Below are 22,728 nucleotides of genomic sequence, written 5' to 3' on the forward strand. Positions count from 1 at the left end.
GCCCGCCGATGCCGGGATCAGATTTTGCCCCCGTGCCGCGCGGTCGCCGCGGGCCGGTTTTGGCACACAACACGCCACTTCCTAAGGTAGTGCACGCACGGCCCGGTTCGGCTGTACGAAACACTGTTTAAGCGCCACGGGCGGAACCGGTGGCCGGCCGAGGCGGCGTGCGCCGCCGGCTGGCCTTTGTCCGATTCCGCCCGTGGGCGATCCGCTAGGGGCGGATTACTCCCATTCGATGGTTCCCGGGGGCTTGCTGGTCACATCCAGCACCACCCGGTTGACCCCGTCGACCTGGTTGGTGATCCGGTTGGAGATCCGGGCCAGCAGGTCGTAGGGCAGGCGGGACCAGTCCGCGGTCATCGCGTCCTCACTGGAGACCGGGCGCAGCACGATCGGGTGCCCGTAGGTGCGCCCATCGCCCTGCACGCCCACGCTGCGCACATCGGCCAGCAGCACGACCGGCATCTGCCAGACCTCGTCATCCAGTCCGGCGTTGGTCAGCTCCTCGCGGGCGATCGCGTCGGCCTTGCGCAGGATCGAAAGGCGTTCCTCGTTCACCGCACCGATGATGCGGATGCCCAGGCCCGGGCCGGGGAACGGCTGGCGTCCCACTATCTCCTCGGGCAGGCCCAGTTCGCGGCCCACCGCACGCACCTCGTCCTTGAACAGGGTGCGCAGCGGCTCAACCAGCTCGAACTGCAGGTCCTCGGGCAGCCCGCCCACGTTGTGGTGGCTCTTGATGTTCGCGGTGCCCTCGCCGCCGCCGGATTCGACGATGTCCGGGTACAGGGTGCCCTGCACCAGGAACTTCACCGGCTCCCCGGCCTCGGCTTCGGCCTCGACGATGGCCTTCTCCGCGGCCTCGAAGGCGCGGATGAATTCGCGGCCAATGATCTTGCGCTTGGTTTCCGGGTCGGTCACCCCGTCCAGGGCGCTCAGGAAGCGTTCGCGTTCGTCGGCGATGTACAGCTTCGCGCCGGTGGCGGCCACGAAGTCCTTCTCCACCTGCTCGGCTTCGCCTTCACGCAGCAGCCCGTGGTTCACGAACACGCAGGTGAGGTTGTCCCCGATGGCGCGCTGCACCAGAGCGGCGGCCACGGCGGAGTCCACGCCGCCGGACAGCCCGCAGATCGCCTTGCCGTCGCCCACCTGGGCGCGGATGCGTTCGATCTGCTCGTCGGCGATGGACCCGGCGGTCCATTCGGCCTCCAGGCCGGCGCCGTCGTAGAGGAAGTTCTCCAGCACGTTCTGCCCGAACTCGCAGTGCTTGACCTCCGGGTGCCACTGCACGCCGAAGAGCTTGCGCTCATCATCGGCGATCGCGGCGACCGGGGCGCCGGCGGTGGAGGCCAGCACCTCAAAGCCCTCCGGGGCCGCGGTGACCGAGTCGCCGTGGCTCATCCACACCGTCGGTGGGGTGTGGGCCCCGGCCAGCACGGAGCGCGGGCCGCCGGAGAATTCGGTTTCGGTGCGGCCGTATTCGCGCAGACCGGTTTCGGCCACGGTGCCGCCCAGGGCGTTGGCCATGGCCTGGAAGCCGTAGCAGATGCCCAGGACCGGGACCCCGGCGTCAAACAGCTTCGGGTCCACCCCCGGGGCGTTTTCCGCATAGACGCTGGACGGGCCGCCGGAAAGGATGATGGCGGCAGGTTCCTTGGCCAGCATCTGATCCAGGGGCATGGTGTGCGGGACGATCTCCGAGTACACGCGGGCCTCACGCACACGCCGAGCAATCAGCTGCGCGTATTGGGCCCCGTAGTCGACGACCAGAACCGGCTTATGTTCTGTGGTGAGGGGCGCAGTAGTCACGGATTCAAGTCTACTAGCTCACCGCGCCGCTGAAACCCCCGCACCCCTGTCATCCCCGTCACCAGCCGGGAACCGAAGACGCTAGTAGCGCTTGGCGGCCTTGGGGAACGCGGCCAGCTCGGCCTCCACCTCACGGTGTACCTTGTGCTCCACGAAGAAGGAGAGGAACGGGACCACCCCGCCCAGGGCGATGGTGATGAAGCGCATGAACGGCCAGCGCATCATCGACCAGAGCCGGAAGTCGGAGAACAGGTAGACCACGTACATCCAGCCGTGCACGATCAGGATCAGCAGGGAGATGTTCACCCCGCCGGCAATCTCGGCGCGGTTGAACAGGCCCAGCGTGTTCGCGGTGCCATCCAGGTGGGTGCCCCCGGCGAACAGTTCCAGGCCCCAGAAGTACTTCAGGACCATCTCGGCCACCAGCAGCAGCAGCATCACACCGGTGGCGTAGGAGAGCACCTTGTAGAAGGCCAGCGCGTTGCGGATCTGGGTGGGGGTGCCGCCGAACTTGCGTGGGCTGCCGGGGGTGGTGGGGCTGGACATGCTTGGAGTGTTCCTTCCGCGAAGGGGCTTTGGGGCAAAGCCCCGAGGGGTCTTAGTGGTTCTGGGAGGTGCCGTGCGGGCCGGAGGACGAATGGTCTTCGCTGGGCTCCTGGCCGGTGGGCTCCTGGCCGCGGCGGTGCTCGGCGGCGCCCTGCTCGGCCAGTTCATCCAGTTCGCGCTGATAGTCATCGCGCACCAGGCGGTACCACAGGAAGAACGCGAAGCCGGCGAAGACCACCCATTCAATCCCGTAGAAGACGTTCAGCCAGTTCACGGTGGCTTCCTGCGGCTGGGTGCCGACAAAGATGTGGCTCAGCCCCGGCTCGGTGACCGGCCCGGCGTCGTTGGCCAGCTCGTGGATGGAGACGAATCCGGAGTACAGCGGCAGATCCCAGGTGTTGGCCAGCTGGGCGCTGGAGACCGCGGCGTAGTACGGTTCGCGCACGTCGCGCTGCAGCACCGGGCCCTCGGGCGGGATCAGCCGGCCGGTGATGGTGAACTGGCCCTCCGGGGTGGCCGGCGGATCGTCCGGTTCGGCTTCCCAGCCGCGCACCACCGCGATGGCCTCACCGTCGGGGGCGCCGTCCACTGCGAACGCGCTGATGACCCAGTAGCCGGTCTGGCCCTCGTGCACGCGCTTTTCCACCAGGATCTCGGTGTCCGGCAGGAAGTGGCCCTGCATGGTGACAATCTGGTCCGCCTTCGTGCCCAGCAGTTCGGTGCCCGGCTGCACGTGCTCGGTCAGCGGCACCGGAACCTCGGTCTTCTCGGCCTTCACCGGGGGTTCGGTGGTGGAGGAACCGAACTGCCATCCGGAGAGCAGCACGAAGCCGGTGGCCACGATGAGGGCACCGAGCAGCGCGGCGATCCATTTGGGTTTGAAAGCGGTTTTCAGCACATCACTACCGTACTTCGATTGCTTGTAGAAGAGCCAATGCGCGGCGGGTGAGATTCTTCCCTTTGGCCCCGCCGCCGCGGTGGCCAGGACCCGGCAGGGCGCCCACCGGACAAGGGGGCGAACATGCTGGCGGCCGCCACCACACATGGTGTGGCGGCGGCCGGTAGGTGCCCGCGCGCCGGCGCGGCGGGTTAGAAGCGGTCGGCCTCGTAGGGCGAGACCACGACGTCCACCCGCTGGAATTCCTTCAGCGTGGAGTAGCCGGTGGTGGCCATGGCCCGGCGTAGCGCGCCGACCAGGTTCGAGCTGCCGGTGGTTTCATGGGACGGGCCGAAGAGCAGCTGCTCCATCGGGGCGACCGTGCCCACCTTCACCCGGTCCCCGCGGGGGCTGGCCTCGTGGACGGCCTCCATGCCCCAGTGCCACCCGTCGCCCGGGGCCTCCTCGGCGCGGGCCAGGGCGGTGCCGAGCATGACGGCGTCGGCTCCCATGGCCAGGGCCTTGACCATGTCACCGGAGTTGCCCACCCCGCCGTCCGCGATGACGTGCACGTAGCGTCCGCCGGACTCCTCGATGTAGTCGCGGCGTGCCGCGGCCACCTCGGCGATGGCGGTGGCCATCGGGGCGTGGATGCCCAGGGTGCGCCGGGTGGTGCTGCTGGCCCCTCCCCCGAAGCCGACCAGCACGCCGGCGGCGCCGGTGCGCATCAGGTGCATGGCCGGGGTGTAGCCGGCCGCGCCGCCGACGATGACCGGCACGTCCAGTTCGTAGATGAACTGCTTCAGGTTCAGCGGTTCGGTGGTCTTGGAGACGTGCTCGGCCGAGACGGTGGTGCCGCGGATGACGAAGATGTCCACCCCGGCGTCGATGACGGTCTGGTAGTGCTCCTGGGTGCGCTGCGGGGTCAGCGACCCGGCCACCACCACCCCGGACTCACGGATCTGGGTGATCCGCTCGGTGATCAGTTCGGGCTGGATCGGTGCGGTGTACAGCTGCTGCAGCTTGCGGGTGATCGCCGGGTCGGCGCGGCGGGCGCTTTCCGAACGCAGCGCGGAGATTTCCTCAAGCACCGTGGTGGGGTCCTCGTAGCGGGTCCACAGCCCTTCCAGGTTCAGCACGCCCAGCCCGCCGAGCTTGCCCAACTGGATGGCGGTGTCCGGGCTCATCACCGAATCCATCGGGGCGCCGAGGATGGGGGTGCTGAATTCGAAGGCGTCGATCTGCCAGGTGACCGAGACGTCCTTGGGGTCCCGGGTTCGCCGGTCCGGCACGATGGCCACGTCGTCAAGGGAGTATGCCTGGCTGGCGCGCTTGGAGCGGCCGATCTCAATCTCGTTAATCACTGCTCTAGGTTATCAAGTTCCCCTGCGGTTCACGGCCTTTGCGTCGCCACCGGCTGCGCCTGGCCGGCGCCGGTTCCCGGCAGTGAGGCCCGGATCCCGTCCAGCTGCGTAGCGGCGGCCTGTTCGGCGTCGGCCAGTGCCGCCAGCTGCCCGGCCAGCGCGCTGAAGCGCTGCGCCGGCGCCTGCCCGTCCCCGGGGGCCAGCAGGGCTGCGGTGAAGCCTTCCCAGTCCGCGGCCAGCTGCGTGTAGGCGGGCACGGACTGGGCCAGGGCGCCGAGCCCGGGCAGGGCGCTGGCCTCCTGCAGGAACTGGGCGTACAGCCCGCGCAGCCCATCGGCGCCGGCGAAGCGGGAGTCAGCGAAGAATCCGTGCAGCTGCTCCAGGGCCGAGTCGTAGAGCGCCAGCTCGGCCAGCATGGTGGCCCAGCCGGTGTCCCCAGTGGTGTCGGCCAGCCGTTCGGCCCAGCGCCGCATCCCGCTCACCCCGAAGTTGCGGGCGTAGTGCTGGGGCAGGCCGGGCAGCTCGGTGGTGCCCAGCATCCGCCCGGTGGTTTGGGCGATCGCCTCGCGCACATTGGCGGCCAGCGCGGCGGGGCGCGGCCCGCGGCGGGAGGGCACCCAGGCGCTGAAGTTCCGGTCCCGCTTGTGCCGGGCTCGGGCTGCGGCCAGGTCGGAGTCGCTGATCTGCTGCAGCTCACCGCTGCCGTCATCGACCAGCAGCATCCCATCCAGTTCGCCGAGCACCGCCACATCGATGGTGTCCTCGGCTTCCACGCTGCCGGTGGCCACCCACGGCAGGGCGGCGCGGGTGACGCGCACCGCGATGGCCCGCCCCGCCTCCAGTGCGGCGTCCAGGTTCGCGGCGGCGGCCTGCTGGTTGCCGGTGGTGCGGATGCGCACCTTCGCCCCGCAGCGCTCCAGCAGGGTGGCGGTGAACGGTTCGGGGTGGGCGCGGGTGACCAAGGCCAGGTTCACGGTGTCGGCGTCCACGAAGCTGTGCAGCATGAACCCGATGCCGCCGGCCAGTCCGGCAAGCATCGCCTCGCTCAGCGGTTCACCGCTCAGCGGGTCCTTCACCCCGGACTGGGTGAGGATCCGGTGCCACAGGGCCGCATCGTATTGGCGCACGTTCTGCGGCGCCGGGTATTCGGGCAGTTCCTCCGGTACCGGCTCCCCCGCCGGGGCCGCGCCCTGCTGGCGTGCGGCGGCATGCTGGGCGGACTTCGGCTCGGGCCGCCCGTCCAGGATTGCCTTGCGGGCGGTGGTGTAGCTTTCGCCGGTGCGCTCCATCCGGGCCCGGACAAGCTTCTTCAGGTTCTTGGGCAGGGTCTTGGCCTGGCTCTTGGGGTGTTTCGCCGGGTTCTTCGCTGCCGCGCGGGACGGGCGGTTGGGGTGGGCCACGGGGTGGATGTCCTTCCTTCACTGGTGCCCGTCCATCATGTCACGTTCGGTGCGCCGCGGCGCATAGACTGGGGCCAGTCTCCCGGGCCCGGCCGGCGGGCGGGTGATGGGGCACAAGGGGGCGCACATGGGCAGGGACGGCACGCGAAATCGGCTGATCATCTGGCTGGCGGGGGCGGGTTACCTGGTGGCGCTGGCCCTGATAGCGGCCTGGCCGAGCCCCGTGGACGCCCCGGTGAACGCGCAGCTGATGGCGTTCTTCGATGCGCTGCACCGCCGGGGTGTGCCGCAGATCATTGGATACAACCTGCTGGAGTTTGCCGCCAACGTGGTGCTGTTCATCCCGTGCGGCCTGCTGCTGGCCCACCTGCTGCGCTCCTGGGTCCCGGCGGTGCTGCTGGGGGGGGTTGGCCGTGGCGATCGAGGCGGGCCAGTGGCTGGTGCTGCCCGGGCGGCACGCCGATGTGCGGGACATCATCGCCAACTCTGCCGGGGCGCTGTTCGGCGCCCTGCTCTGGCTGCTGCTGCGGACACTGCGCCGGCGCCGGGCCGCCACCCGTTCCCGCACCGAGTACGCCCGGCGAGCGCGGCGGAGCTAGGCGCGCACCGGCCGGCGGGCGCAACGCCGCAGGCCCCGCACTGCCCCGCGCGGGGCGGGTGGGTGCGGGGCCTGTGGGAAGAACCGCTGGCGGGGCTGCCGACTAGGGCAGCGCCCTGGGGTTAGCGGGACTTGTAGTTCGGTGCCTCGACGGTCATCATGATGTCGTGCGGGTGGGATTCCTTCAGGCCCGCTGCGGTGATGCGCACGAACTTGCCGCGCTCCTTCAGTGCCGGGATGGTGGGCCCACCGACGTAGAACATGGTCTGGCGCAGGCCGCCGACCAGCTGGTGCACCACGGCCGAGAGCGGGCCGCGGTAGGGCACCTGGCCTTCAATGCCCTCGGGGATCAGCTTCTCATTGGTGGGCACATCGGCCTGGAAGTAGCGGTCCTTGGAATAGGAGGTGTTCTTGCCGCGGGTTTCCATGGCGCCCAGCGAGCCCATGCCGCGGTAGGTCTTGAACTGCTTGCCGCCCATGAACACCAGGTCACCCGGGGACTCGGCGGTGCCGGCCAGCAGCGAACCGAGCATCACCGAATCGGCGCCGGCCACCAGGGCCTTGCCGATGTCACCGGAGTACTGCAGCCCGCCGTCGGCGATCAGCGGCACCCCGGCCGGGATCGCGGCCTTGGCCGACTCGTAGATGGCGGTCACCTGCGGCACGCCCACACCGGCCACCACGCGGGTGGTGCAGATGGAGCCCGGGCCCACGCCGACCTTGATGGCGTCCGCGCCGGCGTCAATCAACGCCTGGGCGCCTTCGCGGGTGGCGGCCTGCCCGCCGATGATGTCCACGTGGGCGGCGGCCGGGTCCTTCTTCAGGCGGGAGATCATATCCAGCACGCCCTGGCTGTGCCCGTTGGCGGTGTCCACCACCAGGGTGTCCACCCCGGCGTCGATCAGGGTCATGGCCCGCTCGTAGCCTTCACCGAAGAAACCAACGGCGGCGCCCACGCGCAGGCGGCCCTCATCGTCCTTGGTGGCCAGCGGGTACTGCTCGGCCTTGTCGAAGTCCTTCACGGTGATCAGCCCGGTCAGGCGGTCCTCGTCATCGACCAGCGGCAGCTTCTCGATGCGGTTCTTGGACAGCAGCTGGATGACTTCCTCGCGGGAGACCCCGACCTTCGCGGTGATCAGCGGCATGCCGGTCATCACCTCGTAGACCTTGGTGGTCATGAAGTTTTCGCGCGGCACAAAGCGGGTGTCGCGGTTGGTGATGATGCCCAGCAGCTTGCGGTTCTCGTCAACCACCGGCAGGCCGGAAACGCGGTAGCGGGCGCACAGGTCATCCCACTCGTCCAAGGTGGCGCCCGGGTGCACGGTCACCGGGTCGCTGATCATCCCGGATTCGCTGCGCTTGACCTGGTCCACCTGCTTGGCCTGGTCCTCGATGGACAGGTTGCGGTGGATCACGCCGATGCCGCCCTGGCGGGCCAGGGCGATCGCCATCGGGGCCTCGGTGACGGTGTCCATCGCCGCCGAGATGATCGGGGTCTTGATGTTGATGCGCTTGGTCAGCCGGGTGGTGGTGTCCGCGTCGGAGGGGATCACGTCCGTGGGGCCGGGCAGCAGCAGCACATCATCGTAGGTGAGTCCTTCAAGGGCAAAGGGGTTGAACTCAGACACGTAGGAACCTTTCGGACGAGACGGCGATTGATTACATGGTAGAACCATAATTGCCCCGTCGCGATTCCCGTTTGGCGCCATGTGGTCAAAGTAACGCGCCGGGGGCGGCTGGTTAACGGCCCGGTCCTTCCCAGCCGGTGGCCTTGATGAAGCGGCGCGCGAAGATCTCATCGGCGCTTTGCACAAACGTCTTGGACAGGTGCGAATCGTCCAGGTAGGTGACCACGTTGCCGATCACCGGCTGGCACAGCCCGTCCGGGCAGATCAGCCGGGTCATGTCCAGGGACACCACCCGGTCCCCGTAGTCGTGTTCGGCCAGGAAGGTGTCCACCGGGTTCACCGCGGCCATCCGTTCGGTCACCGGGGCGGAGCAGCGTTCGGGGTGGTTCGGGTAGCGGTCCACGCATTCGGGCACGTTGAACTCAAAGCGCGGGGTGTCGCGCATCGCGATCACCCGGCTGCCGGCCTGCAGCAGCGGGGCGATCGCCTCGGCGTAGGCCGGGGCCATGCGCTCCTGCTCGGCGGCGCTGCGCCCGAACTCGTCCTCATACTGCCCGGTGACCGAGGCGACGGTCAGCACCATTTGGGGAGCCAGTTCGGCCACGAAGTCGGTCGCGGCCTCCTGGAACTTGGCGCAGCGCACCGCATCATGCTGGCCCACGTCCCCCAGCCGGCAGCCCGGCTCGTGCAGCATCATCCAGCTGCCGCCGGTTTCCTGCATCATCGCGTCCACCGCCTGGCTCCAGTGCTGGGTGTGCGAATCCCCCAGCAGCACCAGGTCCGGCTTGCCCTGCCGGTCCCCGCCGCGCTGGCAGAAGTAGATGTCCTCATCATCCGGCGCGTAGTCCCCCTCGCAGCCCTGCCCCGGGTTCTGCCACTCCTCGGCCAGTTCGGTGCTCAGCGGCAGCTTGATGGAGGCGCGCTGCGGGTCCCAGTCGCTGGAGGCCATGGCGCCGGGGTTTTCCTGGCGGTCCTGGGCGGCGGCCAGCACCCGGGTGTGTTCCACGCTGGACTGCCACACCGCCACCGGCGCGCACACCAGCACCAGGCCCATGCCCAGCACCACGGCCTGGGCCAGCGGCACCCCCAGCTGGCGGCGCTGCAGTCCTGGCAGTGCCGGGCTCCAGTTGCGCAGCGGTTTTTCAATCCACCGGGTGGTGGCCATGGCCAGGGCGATGGAGCCAAGGATCAGCAGGGTGCCGGTGAGTAGTCCCACCGAGGACTGCTGGGTGAAGTGCAGGTAGAACACCAGGATGGGCCAGTGCCACAGGTACATGCCGTAGGAGACATCCCCCAGCTGCACCAACGGCCGGCGGGAGAGCAGCCAGGCGGCGTTGCGGTGCTCGGGCTCCCCCGGGGCCATCAGCAGCAGTGCCGCCCCCAGCGTGGGGATCAGCGCCAACCAGCCGGGGAACTGTGCCTGGACCTCCAGCACCGCCCCGCAGCTGATGATCACGGCCAGTCCCACCCAGCCGCCAACCCGGCGCACCGGTTTGGCCAGCCGCTGCAGTCGCGGCAGGGCCAGGGCCACCATGGAGCCCAGCGCGAACTCCCACATCCGGGTGCCGGTGTGGAAATAGGCCAGCGGCTGGTTCACCTGGGTCAGGTGGACCGAGTAGCCCAGGGAGAGGGCGAAGACGATTCCGAACATTCCCAGCGCCACCGTGCTGAAGCGGTGGCGACAGAAGAAGCGGCGCCAGATCAGGGCGCAGGCCAGCAGCAGCAGCGGCCAGATGATGAAGATCTGTCCCTGGACGGACAATGACCAGAAGTGCTGCAGCGGTGAGGCGACGGAGGTGTTGAACGCGTAGTAGTCCACGTTCGCCTCGGCCAGCTGCCAGTTTTGCCGGTACAGCAGGGAGGCGGTGGCCTCGTCCATGATCTGTTGCCAGCGGGTGCCGGGCATGAACGCCCAGGCGGCAACCACCACCACGGCGATCACCACCGCGGCCAGACCCACCAGCCGGGAGAAGGTCTTGAGCCAATAACGCGCCGGGTTCGGCCAGCGGCCGGACTCGATCTGCCGAGCCATGGAGGCGGTCATGAAGAACGCGGAAAGCATCAGGAAGATGTCCACGCCGCCGGAGACCTTGTCGAACCAGAAGTGATAGCACATCACCAGCAGCACGGCCAGGGCACGCAGCCCCTGCAGGTCCATGCGGTAGCCGGAACCGGCCGGACGAGGTGCCGCCGCGGGCCGGGGGTGAAGGGAAGTGGAACTGTTGTCGCTCATAAGAAAACGGGGTCAGGGGTGGGCGCCGGAGGGTGCCCGGGCCCGGTTCGGACCCCACGGTGGGGTCCAGGGAACACTAGGTGACCCCTGATCCTATCAAAGATCGTTATCGAATCGTGACAGAACCGGGCTTCCACCTCCCCGGATACGGCAACGGCCCCGGAACGTCGCTGCCACAGCAGCTGGGGTTCCGGGGCCGTTGGCCTTAGGTGTTGCCGTCCCTAGTGGGCGTGGGCTGCTTCCTCGTCCTCGGCGGGCTTCTCAGCCACCAGGGTCTCGGTGGTCAGCACCAGCGAGGCAATCGACGCGGCGTTGTGCAGCGCCGAACGGGTCACCTTCACCGGGTCGATGACGCCGGCGTGCAGCAGGTTCTCGTACTGCCCGCTCTTGGCGTTGAAGCCCTCGTTGGCCGGGGACTCGGCGACCTTGGAAACCACCACGGAGCCGTCAAAGCCGGCGTTGGTGGCGATCCAGTAGGCCGGCTTGACCAGGGCGCGGCGCACGATGGCCACACCCGCGGCCACATCGCCGGCCGCAGCGGTGGCGCGCTCGTCCTCATCCAGGGCGGAGAGGGCGTCCACCAGGGCGGTACCGCCACCGGCGACGATGCCCTCTTCCAGCGCCGCACGGGTGGAGGACACGGCGTCCTCGATGCGGTGCTTGCGCTCCTTCAGCTCCACCTCGGTGGCGGCGCCGACCTTGATCACGCCGATGCCGCCGGCCAGCTTGGCCAGGCGCTCGGAGAGCTTCTCGCGGTCCCATTCCGAATCGGTGCGATCCAGTTCGGCCTTCAGCTGCGAGACGCGCTCGGCGACGTCCTCATCGGATCCGGAGCCGTCCACGATGGTGGTCGAGTCCTTGGTGATGGTCACGCGGCGGGCCGAGCCGAGCACCTCGGTGCCGACCTGGTCCAGCGACAGACCCAGCTCCGAGGAGACCACCTGGGCGCCGGTGAGGATGGCGATGTCCTGCATCATGGCCTTGCGGCGGTCGCCGAAGCCCGGGGCCTTGACGGCCACCACATTCAGCAGGCCGCGCAGCTTGTTGACCACCAGGGTGGACAGGGCTTCGCCCTCCACGTCCTCGGCGATGATCAGCAGCGGCTTCTTGGTTTCCAGGACCTTTTCCAGCAGCGGCAGGAACTCTGCCACGGTGGAGATCTTGCCCGGGTTGATCAGGATCAGCGCGTCCTCCAGGACGGCTTCCTGGCGGTCGGTGTCGGTCACGAACTGCGGGGAAAGGTAGCCCTTGTCGAACTGCATGCCCTCGGTGACCACCAGTTCGGTGGCGGTGGTGGAGGACTCTTCGATGGTGATGACCCCGTCGGTGCCCACGGTCTTGAAGGCCTCGGCGAGCAGTTCGCCGATTTCCTCGTCCTGGGCGGAGATGGCGGCCACGTTGGCGACCTTGTCCTCCACGTCCACGGCGTTCTTCGCCAGGCGGGCGGCGACGATCTCGGTGGCCAGTTCGATGCCCTTGCGGATATCGCCCGGGGCGGCGCCGGCGGCCACGTTCTTCAGGCCTTCCTTCACCAGTGCCTGTGCCAGCACGGTGGCGGTGGTGGTGCCGTCACCGGCCACGTCGTTGGTCTTGGTGGCCACTTCCTTGGCCAGCTGTGCGCCAAGGTTTTCGTAGGCGTCGTCCAGGTCGATGTCCCGGGCGATGGTCACCCCGTCATTGGTGATGGTCGGTGCGCCCCAGCTCTTGGCCAACACGACGTTGCGCCCGCGTGGGCCCAGGGTCACCTTCACGGTGTCGGCGAGCTTGTCGATGCCCGCCTCGAGGGCACGGCGTGCTTCCTCGTTGAATGCTAGCTGCTTGGCCATGCATTGACTCCCTATGAATTCTTGGGTCGTAATCGACGCAAAGCCCCGAATCGCGAGGGTCTCGCTGTGCGGGGCTCGGTCGGCTACGAAAGGTGGGTGACGTTACTTGACGACAACTGCCAGCACGTCGCGGGCCGAGAGCACCAGGTACTCCTCGGCGCCGACCTTGACCTCGGTGCCCCCGTACTTCGAGTACAGCACGACGTCGCCTTCGTTGACGTCCAGCGGAACGCGGTTGCCGTTGTCGTCAATGCGACCCGGTCCAACGGCCACAACGGTGCCTTCCTGCGGCTTCTCCTTGGCGGAGTCCGGGATCACCAGGCCGGAGGCGGTGGTGGTTTCGGCTTCGACCTGCTTGATGACAATGCGGTCTTCGAGTGGCTTGATAGAGACAGACACAGTCTCTCCTTTTCGTTTATGAACCAATGGAAAAAACGGTAACGCCCCGTGGCATTGCTCCAACCGTCGTCGCGGTGCCAGTTGGTCATATCCAGTAAGGCATGGACTGCCGCGCCCGATCGGGATCGGGTACTGCATCCATTGATGACTTTAGGACGAAAATTAGCACTCGGTCAAGGCGAGTGCTAATGATCGGGATTCGTGTTGCTTCTGGTTCACTGACAGCTGACCCGGACCCGACGGCAGGCCGGATCCGGGTCAGCGCGAAGAGCTGAGGATCCGGGTTAGCGCGGGTCCACCTCGACCAGGCCAGCATCCTCCGGGGAGGACAGGTCCATGTCCTTCAGCGGAACCACCTTGGACTTGGTGACCATGCGGTGACCGAGCCACAACGCCAGGAACAGCGGGATCCCGATGTAGGCCGAAAGCACCTCCATGCCCCGCCCCGCCAGCACCGCCTCGTAGTTCTGCCCGGCGATCACCAGGATCAGCACCGCGAAGGCCACCAGCGGGCCAATCGGGAACAGGGCCGCCTTGTAGGGCAGCTCGCTGACCGAGTGCCCCTGGGCCAGGAAGCCGCGGCGGAACCGGTAGTGGGAGATGGCGATGCCCGCCCAGACTATGAACCCGCACAACCCGGAGACGTTCAGCAGCCAGGCGTAGGCCGCACCCTGGCCAACAATCGCGGTCAGGAAGCCGAACAGGCCCACCGAGGCGGTGGCCAGCAGCGCCGGCATCGGCACGCCGCGGCGGTTCAGCTTGCCGAAGACCTTCGGCGCCTTGCCATCCAGCGCCATGGAGTAGAGCATGCGGGTCGAGGCGTACAGCCCGGAGTTGCCGGCCGAGAGGATGGCGGTGAGGATCACCGCGTTCATCAGGGCGGCGGCGAAGGCGATGCCGGCGCGCTCAAAGACCATGGTGAACGGGCTGGCGGCCACGTCGGCCTCCCCGGAGGCCAGCAGGCTCGGGTCGGTCAACGGCACCAGGGTGCCGATGATGAAGATGGCGCCAATGTAGAAGAGCATGATGCGCCAGAAGACGGTGCGGATGGCCCGGGGCACCTCGCGGCGCGGGTTCTTGGCTTCTCCGGCGGCCACGCCGACCAGCTCGGTGCCCTGGAAGGAGAAGCCGGCGATCATGAACACGGCGATGATGGAGACAAAGCCGCCGTGGAAGACGTCGTCGGGGTTGGTCCACTGCCCGAAGCCGGACTGTCCCTGACCGATGACCCCAAAAATCATCAGCACACCGGCGATGAGGAAGGCGATCACCGTGACCACCTTGATCAGCGCCAGCCAGAACTCCCCCTCACCGAAGGCCTTGGCCGACAGTGCGTTCAGGCCCGTCAGCAGGGCCAGGAAGACCGCTGCCCAGATCCAGCCCGGAACCCCGGGCAGCCAGAAGTTCATGACAATTCCGGCCGCCACCAGTTCGGCGGCCACGGTGATGGCCCAGTTGAACCAGTAGTTCCAGCCGATCGCGAACCCGAAGGACGGGGAGACGAAGCGGGTGGCGAAGGTCTGGAAGGAGCCGGCGACCGGGATCTTGGCCGCCATCTCCCCCAGGGACTGCATCAGCAGGTAGACCATCAGGCCCACTGCCGCGTAGGCCACGAGTGCACCACCGGGACCGGCCTGGGAAATGGTGCCGCCGGAGGCGACAAACAATCCGGTGCCGATGGAACCGCCAATGGCGATCATCTGCAGGTGGCGGCTGCCTAGGGAGCGCCGCAGTTTCTTATCTGGCTCCTGGTCTCCACACGGTGCGCCGGGCAGCGTTGCCTGGTCACCGAGCGAAGAATCAGGCCTCTGTTCCTGGGTTTCCACGCTTGTTTTGCTCATCGGTGACATACAACACCATTTCCTTCACCGAGTGCGACCTCGGTCACAGCCTGGATAGTGGATCGATTAGAGTACTTGGCGCTCACGGTTCGGGGTCGCGGAGGCGAGGCCGGCGACCTGCGGGCAAGCCGGGATTCAGTTCGGGCGGGCAAAAGATAGCCCGCAACTTCGCCTGGCGAAAACGGGTCCGTTCGAGCGCCAGCGACAGGAAGGGTTTTCGTGATGCTGTCGTGAGCCAAGACACAGCATTGCTGTGGCTGATCGAAAGGCGTTAAGGACGTTTCGTCAGCGGGTGAGCTCGGCGCGACGGCCTTATCTGGACGCCACAACGGGTTTTCCACGACCGGCCAGCCACGGCAATTGCGCGACAAGCGCGGGAGCGGCAGCCCAAAATATGACGCAAATATGTCATATTCCTCCGCCAATGGCGCCCCTACGGCGGCACGACGGGCAGCGGCTCGCGCGCTCGCTCCGCCGGGCGGCTGGGTCAAAGTCATGCTCGTGGTGTTCCTTGGTTCTGTTCGCTCGGCGCCTTTGGGCACCGAGCTAGCTTCTGTCGTCTCACACATCACTTCTGCATCACAGGCTCCGCAGTGGTGAGGTATCGACACTGGATGTCAATGACGTCCTTGCGGTTCAACGCGGCGCCGGATTATATTCTTCCCCCGGCGTTCGCTCGAATCCGATCCCCTGAGCATTAGCAAATACTGCTGTAACTTCCGCGACGATGAACTTTTGGTGAAGCACTTCTGTCGCATGAACGTGTTTGACGACGTTGCAGACAATACCGCCAACGCCTGAGACCAAACCCGTGAGGGTGAGCAAGATCCCCTATCTGGTGCGGGAGCCTGAATTTGAGCGTGAAGAAAGTAACACCAAGACGAGCCAGTTCGGGCTGCTGGCGACGGTCTCGCCCGTTGTGCGCGGGCGCTGCCCCCGTCAGTGGTCGTGCCCGAGTGTCAGTCCTAGGGGAAGCCTGACTGGTGGCCTGTTGATGGGCGTCAGCGCCCGTAAAGGGTTCTCCGATACTCTGGATTCATGCCCCAGGCCTCCAATGACTCCGCACTAAATGACCAGTTCGCCGCCCTGCTCTCCCCCGAGGGATGGCAATTATTGGCGAGCATCGACCCCTCGATGCTGGCCAGTAAGGATGCGGCATGGGCACTGAATGAAAAACTGCGCAAAGAAGGGCATGACCCTGCGGTTGTGCGCGCCGTCGTCGCCCAGTCGCAGTTGCGCTATCGGGGCAGGGTGAAATTCGGTCCCTTTGCCGACTCACTGATCTTCACGCCGGCAGGCCTGGAACAGGCCACCCGGTTGATGATTGCCGGACTGCATGCCCGCCGCTTCGTGGAAGCCGGGTGCACCCATGTAGCGGATCTGGGCAGCGGCATCGGCGCAGACGCCATCGCCCTGGCCAGCGCGGAGCTGAGGGTCACCGCCGTGGAGCGTGATGAAACCACCGCCGCAGCTCTGACACTGAATTTGATGCCGTTCCCGCAGGCGACCGTGGTGCACGGTCAGGCCGAGGATGTGGATTTGGAAGCGGTGGATGGGGTCTGGCTGGATCCTGCCCGCCGCACCGAGGCCAACGGCACCACCAAGCGCATCTTCGATCCCGAGTCCTTCTCCCCTCCCCTGTCCTTTGTCGAAGCCCTGGTGGATGCGGGCAAGGATGTGGGAGTGAAGCTGGGACCAGGCGTGCCGCATGAGGCCATTCCAGCCACCGCCGAGGCCGTATGGATCTCCGATCACGGCTCGGTCATTGAAGCCTGCCTGTGGTTCGGCCGCCTGGCCCGTCTCGAGGTGAAACGCGCCGCACTGGTCATTGACAAAGACGGCGCCCACGAACTGACCTCCCCGCTCCCCGCCGAGCAAGGTGCCACCGCTCCGGTGGGTGAACTTTCCAACTACATCTACGAGCCGGATGGCGCGGTGATCCGTTCGCACCTGATCGCCGAACTGCTCCAGCAGACCGGCGGCACCCTGCTCGATGAGCACATTGCCTACTTCACGCACGAGAATCCGCTGACGACTCCCTTCGCCCGCGGGTACAAGGTCATCAAGGTGCACGACTACAACATCAAGAAGCTGCGTAGCTGGGTCAAGGCAAACCAAATTGGTCAGCTGGAGATCAAGAAGCGCGGGGTGGACGTAACCCCCGAAGAGCTGCGGAGGATTCTGCTGTCCGGAGTCCCGAAGAGCGCCAAAAACCACGCGACACTGGTGCTGGCCAGGATTGGCGACAAGCGCCTGGCCATCGAGGTTGAAGCCATCACTGGGCCGTAACCTTCACGCGATTTGCCCTCCCTGCGGCCCGTCACCGGCCGATTGGAGCGCACGTGCGCGAAAATGAACTAGTTTGAAGTAACCACACTGGCCTGTGGGGCGGCCGTCGGCAAGACATCCGGCACGCCCGCACCACCGCGGATTCAAGGAGTGCCGTGCAGAAGATCGACTTTGCCCAGTCCGAGCAGTCAACCATCGGCGTCGAATGGGAAATCGCCCTGGTGAACCAGCAGACCGCCGATCTGTGCTCGGTGGCCGAAGAGGTACTCGCCGCGGTCAAGGAACGGGACGGGATCGCCCCCGATGAGGAGCACCCAACTATTAAGCCGGAACTGCTGCTGAACACGGTGGAAGTGGTGACCGGTGTGCATCACACGGTGGCCGAGGCCGCCGAAGAACTGTGCCAGAATGTCCGGTTGTTGACCGAGGTCACCAACCCGCTGGGCGTGGACCTGTACTGCGCTGGCTCCCACCCCTTCGCGGCACCCACCCTGCAGCCGGTCACCGACAAGGACCGCTACGCCAAGCTAATTGACCGCACCCAGTGGTGGGGACGGCAGATGGTGATCTACGGAGTGCACGTCCACGTAGGCGTGGACAGCCGGGACAAGGCGCTGCCGATCACCGACGGGCTGATCAACTACCAGCCGCACTTCCAGGCGTTGACCGCCTCCAGCCCCTACTGGGGCGGGGAGGACACCGGCTACGCTTCACAGCGTTCCCTGCTCTTCCAGCAGCTGCCCGCCGCTGGCATCCCCTACCACTTCAACGACTGGGCTGAATATGAATCCCATGTTGGGGACATGATGCACACCGGGGTCATCGACGACGTCTCAGAAATTCGCTGGGACGTGCGCCCGGTGCCCCGGCTAGGCACCGTGGAAATGCGTATCTGTGACGGGGTAAGCAGCATTGCCGATATCAAGGCAATCACTGCGCTAACCCAATGCCTCGTGCACGACATGTCGCTGAGCCTGGAAGCCGGGTACAAGATCCCGGTCATGCCCCGCTGGTTCCGTACTGAGAACAAGTGGCGTGCAGCCCGCTATGGGCTGGACGCGATCATCATTCTTAATGCCCAGGGGGACGAGATGCTGGTGACCGACCACCTGCGCCAGGAGGTCAAGCGGCTCATGCCGGTAGCCGACCGGCTGGGCTGTGCTGAGGAACTGGCCAGCGTCCTGGATATCATCGACCGCGGTGGGGAATACCAACTGCAGCGTCAGGTTTTTGCGGCGTCAGGTGGGGACTTCAAGGCTGTGGTAAAGGACAATGTTGCGCGGCTCGAAGCGCTGTAGCCACAGAAGTAAAGATCATATCTGCTGAAGTTGGTGCGTAGTGGAAATCATGTCCAGTCTCAGAAATCTTCGTTTTTGAAACTTCCGCTTCAACAACGTGCTGCCGGCAATCCCATAGGGCACTTGAACCCCAGCGCGGTTTACCGTCGTAGGCGTCACACCGGAAGGGTCCCCTGCGATACCGAAACGGCGGGCAACGGCTCTGACTCCGCGCTGCATCCAAGCCACCGGGAGCAGACATTCTGCACAGCTCATAGACTGATTAGGTGGTGAAGACGTATGAAAAAACGCAAATGGTGGCCGCCCTCTTAGTGACTGCCGTGTCAGCCATCGGAGCGTGGCAATATTCCCAGCCAGCCCATGCGCCCGTTCCTGCACTGAGTATGCCGGGAGCGATCTTCATCGGTGTAAAACCCGGGTCAGCGTCAACGCCCGTCCGAGTGGACGTCGACCTACGCTTCTACCCTGCTCCAAGCCTGACCCGGTTCGATATGGTGCTCAAAGGAGATAACAACGCTGCTGTGCCACCGAGCCGAGCAGGAGACCTACTAATTGGGTTCTGCGGAGCGATGAAGGACGTTCACTTGCGAAAGACGAGCAATGGCGAAGACCTCAAGTTTGAGCCTCCAATACCTCCGACAGATTCGACTCCGAGGCTAAGTGAGATCGGACTCGAATATTCCTTTGACGACGACTGCGTTATGACCCACATCAGCCCTACGGATTTCCCGGATAAGACTGTGGGAGAAGCGGGCATTGGCTGGGCCGTATCTCTCGTCGGCTATACGACTGCGACGACTGAAGCTTTTGCGGGATCCCATCGCCGCTATGCCTTTCCTCGCATAGCTACTCTGACTGTGCCCGCTACCATTGACCCGCCGGGCATCCAGGCAGTAGCTGCTGATTCCGTGGTCAGCATCCAACCCAGGGATCTCCCAGCCGAGTACGTGCCAACTATCTCAAGCCCACAGGTGGAAGATCCAACAGCTCCCACTTGGAGGCTTCCCCTTCGAAGAGCTGACACCGCCGCAGGATTTCGCCTGACCGGCATTGATCAGCAAGAGGAGGCGGGGGTCCAGCGCAAGCTTTTCCTCGCTTCCGCGGCGGCAGGTATCGCCGGAGGTGGTTTGATCTGGCTATTTGGAGCCATAGGTCCTGTACTCCGTGGCGTCATTCAGAAGCGTAGGAATCATAGAGCGTTTTTAACAGAAGAAGCAGGGGAGTTGACGCCACCTATGAGTAACGGGACCGATGCCTCTGATTCCTCTGCCTATCCTCGGATAATCGCAGCATCCGCACTTCTAGCCCTTGCGGGATCTACATTGGCTTGGATGATCAGGAAACTTCGGCGTTAGCTCCAGGGTGCTGCCTCGCCGAGGAGGACGGGTTATGTACGTTCGATGCCGTTGGTTGGTGAGCTGCGAATCGCCTTCAAGGACGACTCCCTCGAACTCCACCAAACCGACTGCAACCGTGCAGGCTACAAACGAGTAAGCCTGCATTCAAAAACGGTCGTTATTGACACATCGCTCGGTCGACTCAGGCGGAAATCTTCGATAGTTGTAAACTCAACCGATTTTCAAAGTCGTTTAGTCGCAAAACTCAGTGTCATAAACTATGCGTCGGAACAGTGATCGTTCCACGAGTATTGATACATTTAGTCCCATGGGACACCTCCTCGGGTACGCCAGAGTCTCCACCGGCGACCAAGACGCGCAGCTTCAACACGATGCACTCACCAAAGCCGGCTGCTACCGCATCTTCACCGACACTGCCTCCGGGGCTCTCGATTCACGACCAGAACTCGATAAGTTACTGGACCAGATCCGCCCCGGGGACACTCTCGTGGTTTGGCGCCTGGATCGGCTCGGCCGTTCCATCCGGCACCTAATCAACCACATGGACGCACTGCAGCAACGCGGCATCGAGTTCAAGTCCCTGCAGGAGAACATCGACACCAGCTCCTCCGGCGGCCGGCTCGTGTTCAATATCTTCGCGTCCCTCGCCGAATTCGAACGAGACCTCATCCGCGAACGCACCAACGCCGGCCTCCAAGCAGCCCGAGCCCGCGGACGCACCGGCGGACGGCCATCCGCCCTCTCCCCCGACAAGCTGCGCACTGCCAAGCGGCTGTACGAGCAACGAGATATGACCGTAGCTCAAATCGGTGAAGTCCTCGGCGTCAGTCGCAGCACGGTCTATCGGGCGGTAAACAAGGGCAGCTGAAACAAAAGAATTTAAAGTGCCCCCATGTACGCAACCGGCTCCTAAGTACGCCCACTCACCGGTCGGCATAATATCTTTGTCATTCTCGGCGCACTCAGCAGCAGAGAATGCGAAACTATTAAGAACGATAGAAAGTTGCATGATATGGACGTGTGGTGGGTTATTGCAATCGTTCTAACACTGCTACTCGGCGTTCCACCGCTGATGATCATGTGGGCGAATCGTAATAGTCACGTCCGCAAGTTATGGGTAAGACTTGACCACATATGGGAAAACGGCACTCGGAGGGGAGCATGGCTTACTCTCAACAATGGTAGCGAGTGGCCTATATGGAACACAGTCGTCATTGCTCCAGAATCTCTCACTGGGAAAGACTTCGATAGCATCGGTCCCGGTGAAACTCGAAAGTACTATATCCCTGAAACAGAACTGTCAGGAATATCTGACGACAAGGTTACCGTTCAGGTCGATGACTCTCGCCGAAAAACTTGGCTCTGGACTCCTCTTGGACAAGTATTGAGTCCCATTCCTCCTCGGCTCACTCCATTCGCGCGCTTAGTTCAGTGGCTGGCTCGGAAATTACCAGATCGTGCGGAAGAGAATTTCTATGCACTTTTCCTGTCCCGACTACCACGCCGGCTGATCATTTTTTTCTGGGGTTATGACCCCGTAGAAGGTGATTCGGGAGAATATTTGGAAAATCATCTCAGGGAAGCACAGTCGGACCTGTGAGAGCAGGAACATCCCCGAGTTGTTTTTGCGGCAGAGGATGCGAGACACAAAGGTCATCAGAAACTATCCATTGATGAATCGTGATCGGTCCTTTAGGCGAGCTAAAATGAGGGTGAGCGCCACGAAGTTGCTTGCGCCAGTATTGTGGATTTTCCTGAGAAGAATAGGTTGGTACCGATATCTCCGCGCCCATACCTTCAGAGTCCACATCTCCCGAGGATCGCCGCCAGCATTTGGACTTCATCCAGTCGGCCATCGCGCGGATGTCCGCAGCGTCATCAGTTGCCAAAGGTTGGGCTCTAACAATTGCAACAGCAACTTTCGGGTACGCTGGCACTCAATCGTCTGCGGTTGTCGCCCTCCTTGGGATATTCGCAGTGACACTTTTTGCGATTGTAGATACTAGGTATTTGCGAGAGGAACGCAAGTACCGTCTATTATTCGATGCAGCTCGGTCCGGAAACATCAAAGTGTACGAGATGAACGCGACTCGCTACTGCGGCACTCTCACCCAAACAGAGTGTGAGCAAATCTCCTGGGCGAAGGTTGTGTGGTCATGGTCAGTGCGTGACTACTACGGCCTCATGCTTCTGGTAGGGCTCATTCTGCTGATGTGGCTGCAGTGCCGATAGCTCGGCATGATTCACGGAGCGTCTCCCAAGCCTTGTCCTTTTGCTCTTCACTAAAGTCGCTCTCCGGGGGCCAGAGTCGGCCAATACGATCACCCGTTCTTCGTGGCACTAGATGGACGTGAAGGTGCATCACTGACTGACTTGCAGCCGCTCCATTGGACTGAATCACATTAAGGCCATCCGGTTGAAGACTCTGACGAATCGCTCCAGCAATCCGTAGGGTAGTAACACTAAGCCGTTCAGCGGTGGGTTCATCTAGTTGCCAGATATTTTTCACGTGCTTCCGTGGGATGACCATCGTGTGCCCAAGTACTGCGGGCTCGGTGGGGAAAAAAGCAATCGTGAAATCATCTCGATACACCTCGCGAAGGTCTAGATCCTCGTGGTTGACGATCTCACAGAATGGGCAATCTTGTTCCTCACCGGCGGCGCTCATGAGCGTGAGTACGCTCTCTCTACCCATGCGTTGATGTTCGCTGCGATGTCCGCATGCACCTCTTTGCTAGTTGTTCCCAAGGGGGTATAGACGGGCACGTAGTCGGCGAGGCTTCCCCCTTCTTGAAATGTCACCTTTGCAAATGGATTAGCACCGGCGCTGTCTGTTTTACCGGAAGAGTCGGCGAGTCCATTGATTCGGATCCCTACAAGTGGCTTTTTCGCATTCCAAGCCTTCGCGATCTCGTGCTGGACCCAGGGCCGGTTCGCCGTGCCGGACCCAATCAATACAACGACCGCCTTCTTGTAGGCCATTTGATTGTCGATCCACTTCTCGATCGCAGCATCACCTTGCTGTTTAACCTTTTCCCAGTCTTGCGCATTAAGGATTGTCTGACCTTCAAGCGCACCCATATTAACGATCTGCTGGACTCGCCAAGCATCTTTATCGTAGTGGAAGCTATAGAACACAGTCTTGGCCATGAGTTCCTCTCGTGCGCCCTAGTTGGCGTCTGTCCAGCGTAGCTTGTGGGCCTGCTAATCTGTAGGTCTATTTCAGCTTGAAACCAAGCGCCCAATTCTTGAGAAGATC

General features: G+C 64.2%; 17 protein-coding genes. 5 read left to right on the plus strand and 12 right to left on the minus strand.

The genetic code is table 11. The features are described from left to right. Positions 1-225 precede the first annotated feature (225 nt). The 5 genes from guaA to AC6I21_RS10555 form a co-directional block, all read right to left on the minus strand. Complete coding sequence (gene guaA, locus AC6I21_RS10535; protein WP_497762340.1) at positions 226-1,812, minus strand: glutamine-hydrolyzing GMP synthase; 1,587 nt, start codon at positions 1,810-1,812, stop codon at positions 226-228. Between the two features lie 81 nt (positions 1,813-1,893). Then, positions 1,894-2,358 carry a DUF3817 domain-containing protein gene (locus AC6I21_RS10540; RefSeq protein ID WP_346923048.1) on the minus strand — a complete coding sequence of 155 codons (465 nt, stop codon included), beginning with the start codon at positions 2,356-2,358 and terminating at the stop codon, positions 1,894-1,896. 52 nt (positions 2,359-2,410) lie between these two features. Then, positions 2,411-3,256, minus strand: a complete 846-nt coding sequence (locus tag AC6I21_RS10545; protein WP_497762341.1) for an SURF1 family protein — start codon at positions 3,254-3,256, stop codon at positions 2,411-2,413. A 191-nt stretch (positions 3,257-3,447) separates the two neighbouring features. Further along, positions 3,448-4,599: a GuaB3 family IMP dehydrogenase-related protein gene (locus tag AC6I21_RS10550; RefSeq protein ID WP_497762342.1), complete on the minus strand. Its 1,152-nt coding sequence runs from the start codon at positions 4,597-4,599 to the stop codon at positions 3,448-3,450. Between the two features lie 29 nt (positions 4,600-4,628). After that, the gene (locus tag AC6I21_RS10555; protein WP_497762343.1) at positions 4,629-5,999 is read right to left on the minus strand and encodes a DUF4872 domain-containing protein; all 1,371 of its coding nucleotides are present in this window, start codon (positions 5,997-5,999) and stop codon (positions 4,629-4,631) included. Between the two features lie 413 nt (positions 6,000-6,412). On the opposite strand from AC6I21_RS10555, the gene AC6I21_RS10560 reads away from it, so the two are divergent. Continuing rightward, positions 6,413-6,598 (plus strand): VanZ family protein, encoded by a 186-nt coding sequence (locus tag AC6I21_RS10560; protein ID WP_497762344.1) that lies wholly within the window; start codon positions 6,413-6,415, stop codon positions 6,596-6,598. Between the two features lie 121 nt (positions 6,599-6,719). Here AC6I21_RS10560 and guaB read toward each other — a convergent pair whose 3' ends face one another. The 5 genes from guaB to AC6I21_RS10585 form a co-directional block, all read right to left on the minus strand. Next, complete coding sequence (gene guaB / locus AC6I21_RS10565) at positions 6,720-8,273, minus strand: IMP dehydrogenase (protein ID WP_138177292.1); 1,554 nt, start codon at positions 8,271-8,273, stop codon at positions 6,720-6,722. A gap of 64 nt (positions 8,274-8,337) precedes the next feature. Continuing rightward, on the minus strand, positions 8,338-10,383 hold the full coding sequence (locus tag AC6I21_RS10570) for an acyltransferase family protein (protein WP_497762345.1): 2,046 nt from the start codon (positions 10,381-10,383) through the stop codon (positions 8,338-8,340). Positions 10,384-10,679: 296 nt separating this feature from the next. Continuing rightward, positions 10,680-12,284 carry a chaperonin GroEL gene (groL, locus tag AC6I21_RS10575; RefSeq protein ID WP_138177288.1) on the minus strand — a complete coding sequence of 535 codons (1,605 nt, stop codon included), beginning with the start codon at positions 12,282-12,284 and terminating at the stop codon, positions 10,680-10,682. 102 nt (positions 12,285-12,386) lie between these two features. After that, the gene (groES, locus tag AC6I21_RS10580; protein WP_054820525.1) at positions 12,387-12,683 is read right to left on the minus strand and encodes a co-chaperone GroES; all 297 of its coding nucleotides are present in this window, start codon (positions 12,681-12,683) and stop codon (positions 12,387-12,389) included. A gap of 284 nt (positions 12,684-12,967) precedes the next feature. After that, the gene (locus tag AC6I21_RS10585; protein WP_497762346.1) at positions 12,968-14,524 is read right to left on the minus strand and encodes an amino acid permease; all 1,557 of its coding nucleotides are present in this window, start codon (positions 14,522-14,524) and stop codon (positions 12,968-12,970) included. Between the two features lie 1,038 nt (positions 14,525-15,562). On the opposite strand from AC6I21_RS10585, the gene AC6I21_RS10590 reads away from it, so the two are divergent. From AC6I21_RS10590 to AC6I21_RS10605, 4 genes are all read left to right on the plus strand, one after another. Further along, positions 15,563-16,813 carry a THUMP-like domain-containing protein gene (locus AC6I21_RS10590; RefSeq protein WP_497762347.1) on the plus strand — a complete coding sequence of 417 codons (1,251 nt, stop codon included), beginning with the start codon at positions 15,563-15,565 and terminating at the stop codon, positions 16,811-16,813. Between the two features lie 155 nt (positions 16,814-16,968). Continuing rightward, positions 16,969-18,111: a glutamate--cysteine ligase gene (locus AC6I21_RS10595; RefSeq protein ID WP_054820526.1), complete on the plus strand. Its 1,143-nt coding sequence runs from the start codon at positions 16,969-16,971 to the stop codon at positions 18,109-18,111. 1,665 nt (positions 18,112-19,776) lie between these two features. Then, the gene (locus tag AC6I21_RS10600; RefSeq protein ID WP_497762348.1) at positions 19,777-20,337 is read left to right on the plus strand and encodes a recombinase family protein; all 561 of its coding nucleotides are present in this window, start codon (positions 19,777-19,779) and stop codon (positions 20,335-20,337) included. Between the two features lie 135 nt (positions 20,338-20,472). After that, entirely contained in the window at positions 20,473-21,069 is a 597-nt protein-coding gene (locus AC6I21_RS10605) for a hypothetical protein (RefSeq protein ID WP_497762349.1), read from the plus strand. A gap of 600 nt (positions 21,070-21,669) precedes the next feature. Here AC6I21_RS10605 and AC6I21_RS10610 read toward each other — a convergent pair. Together AC6I21_RS10610 and AC6I21_RS10615 are read right to left on the minus strand one after the other, a co-directional pair. Further along, a complete protein-coding gene (locus AC6I21_RS10610) occupies positions 21,670-22,164 on the minus strand; it encodes an HIT family protein (protein WP_497762350.1) in 495 nt (164 codons plus the stop codon). Then, positions 22,134-22,619 carry a TIR domain-containing protein gene (locus AC6I21_RS10615; RefSeq protein WP_497762351.1) on the minus strand — a complete coding sequence of 162 codons (486 nt, stop codon included), beginning with the start codon at positions 22,617-22,619 and terminating at the stop codon, positions 22,134-22,136. Before AC6I21_RS10615 ends, AC6I21_RS10610 begins: the two co-directional genes overlap by 31 nt. Positions 22,620-22,728 lie beyond the last annotated feature (109 nt).

It is taken from the genome of Glutamicibacter sp. St.4D3 (genome assembly GCF_059728615.1).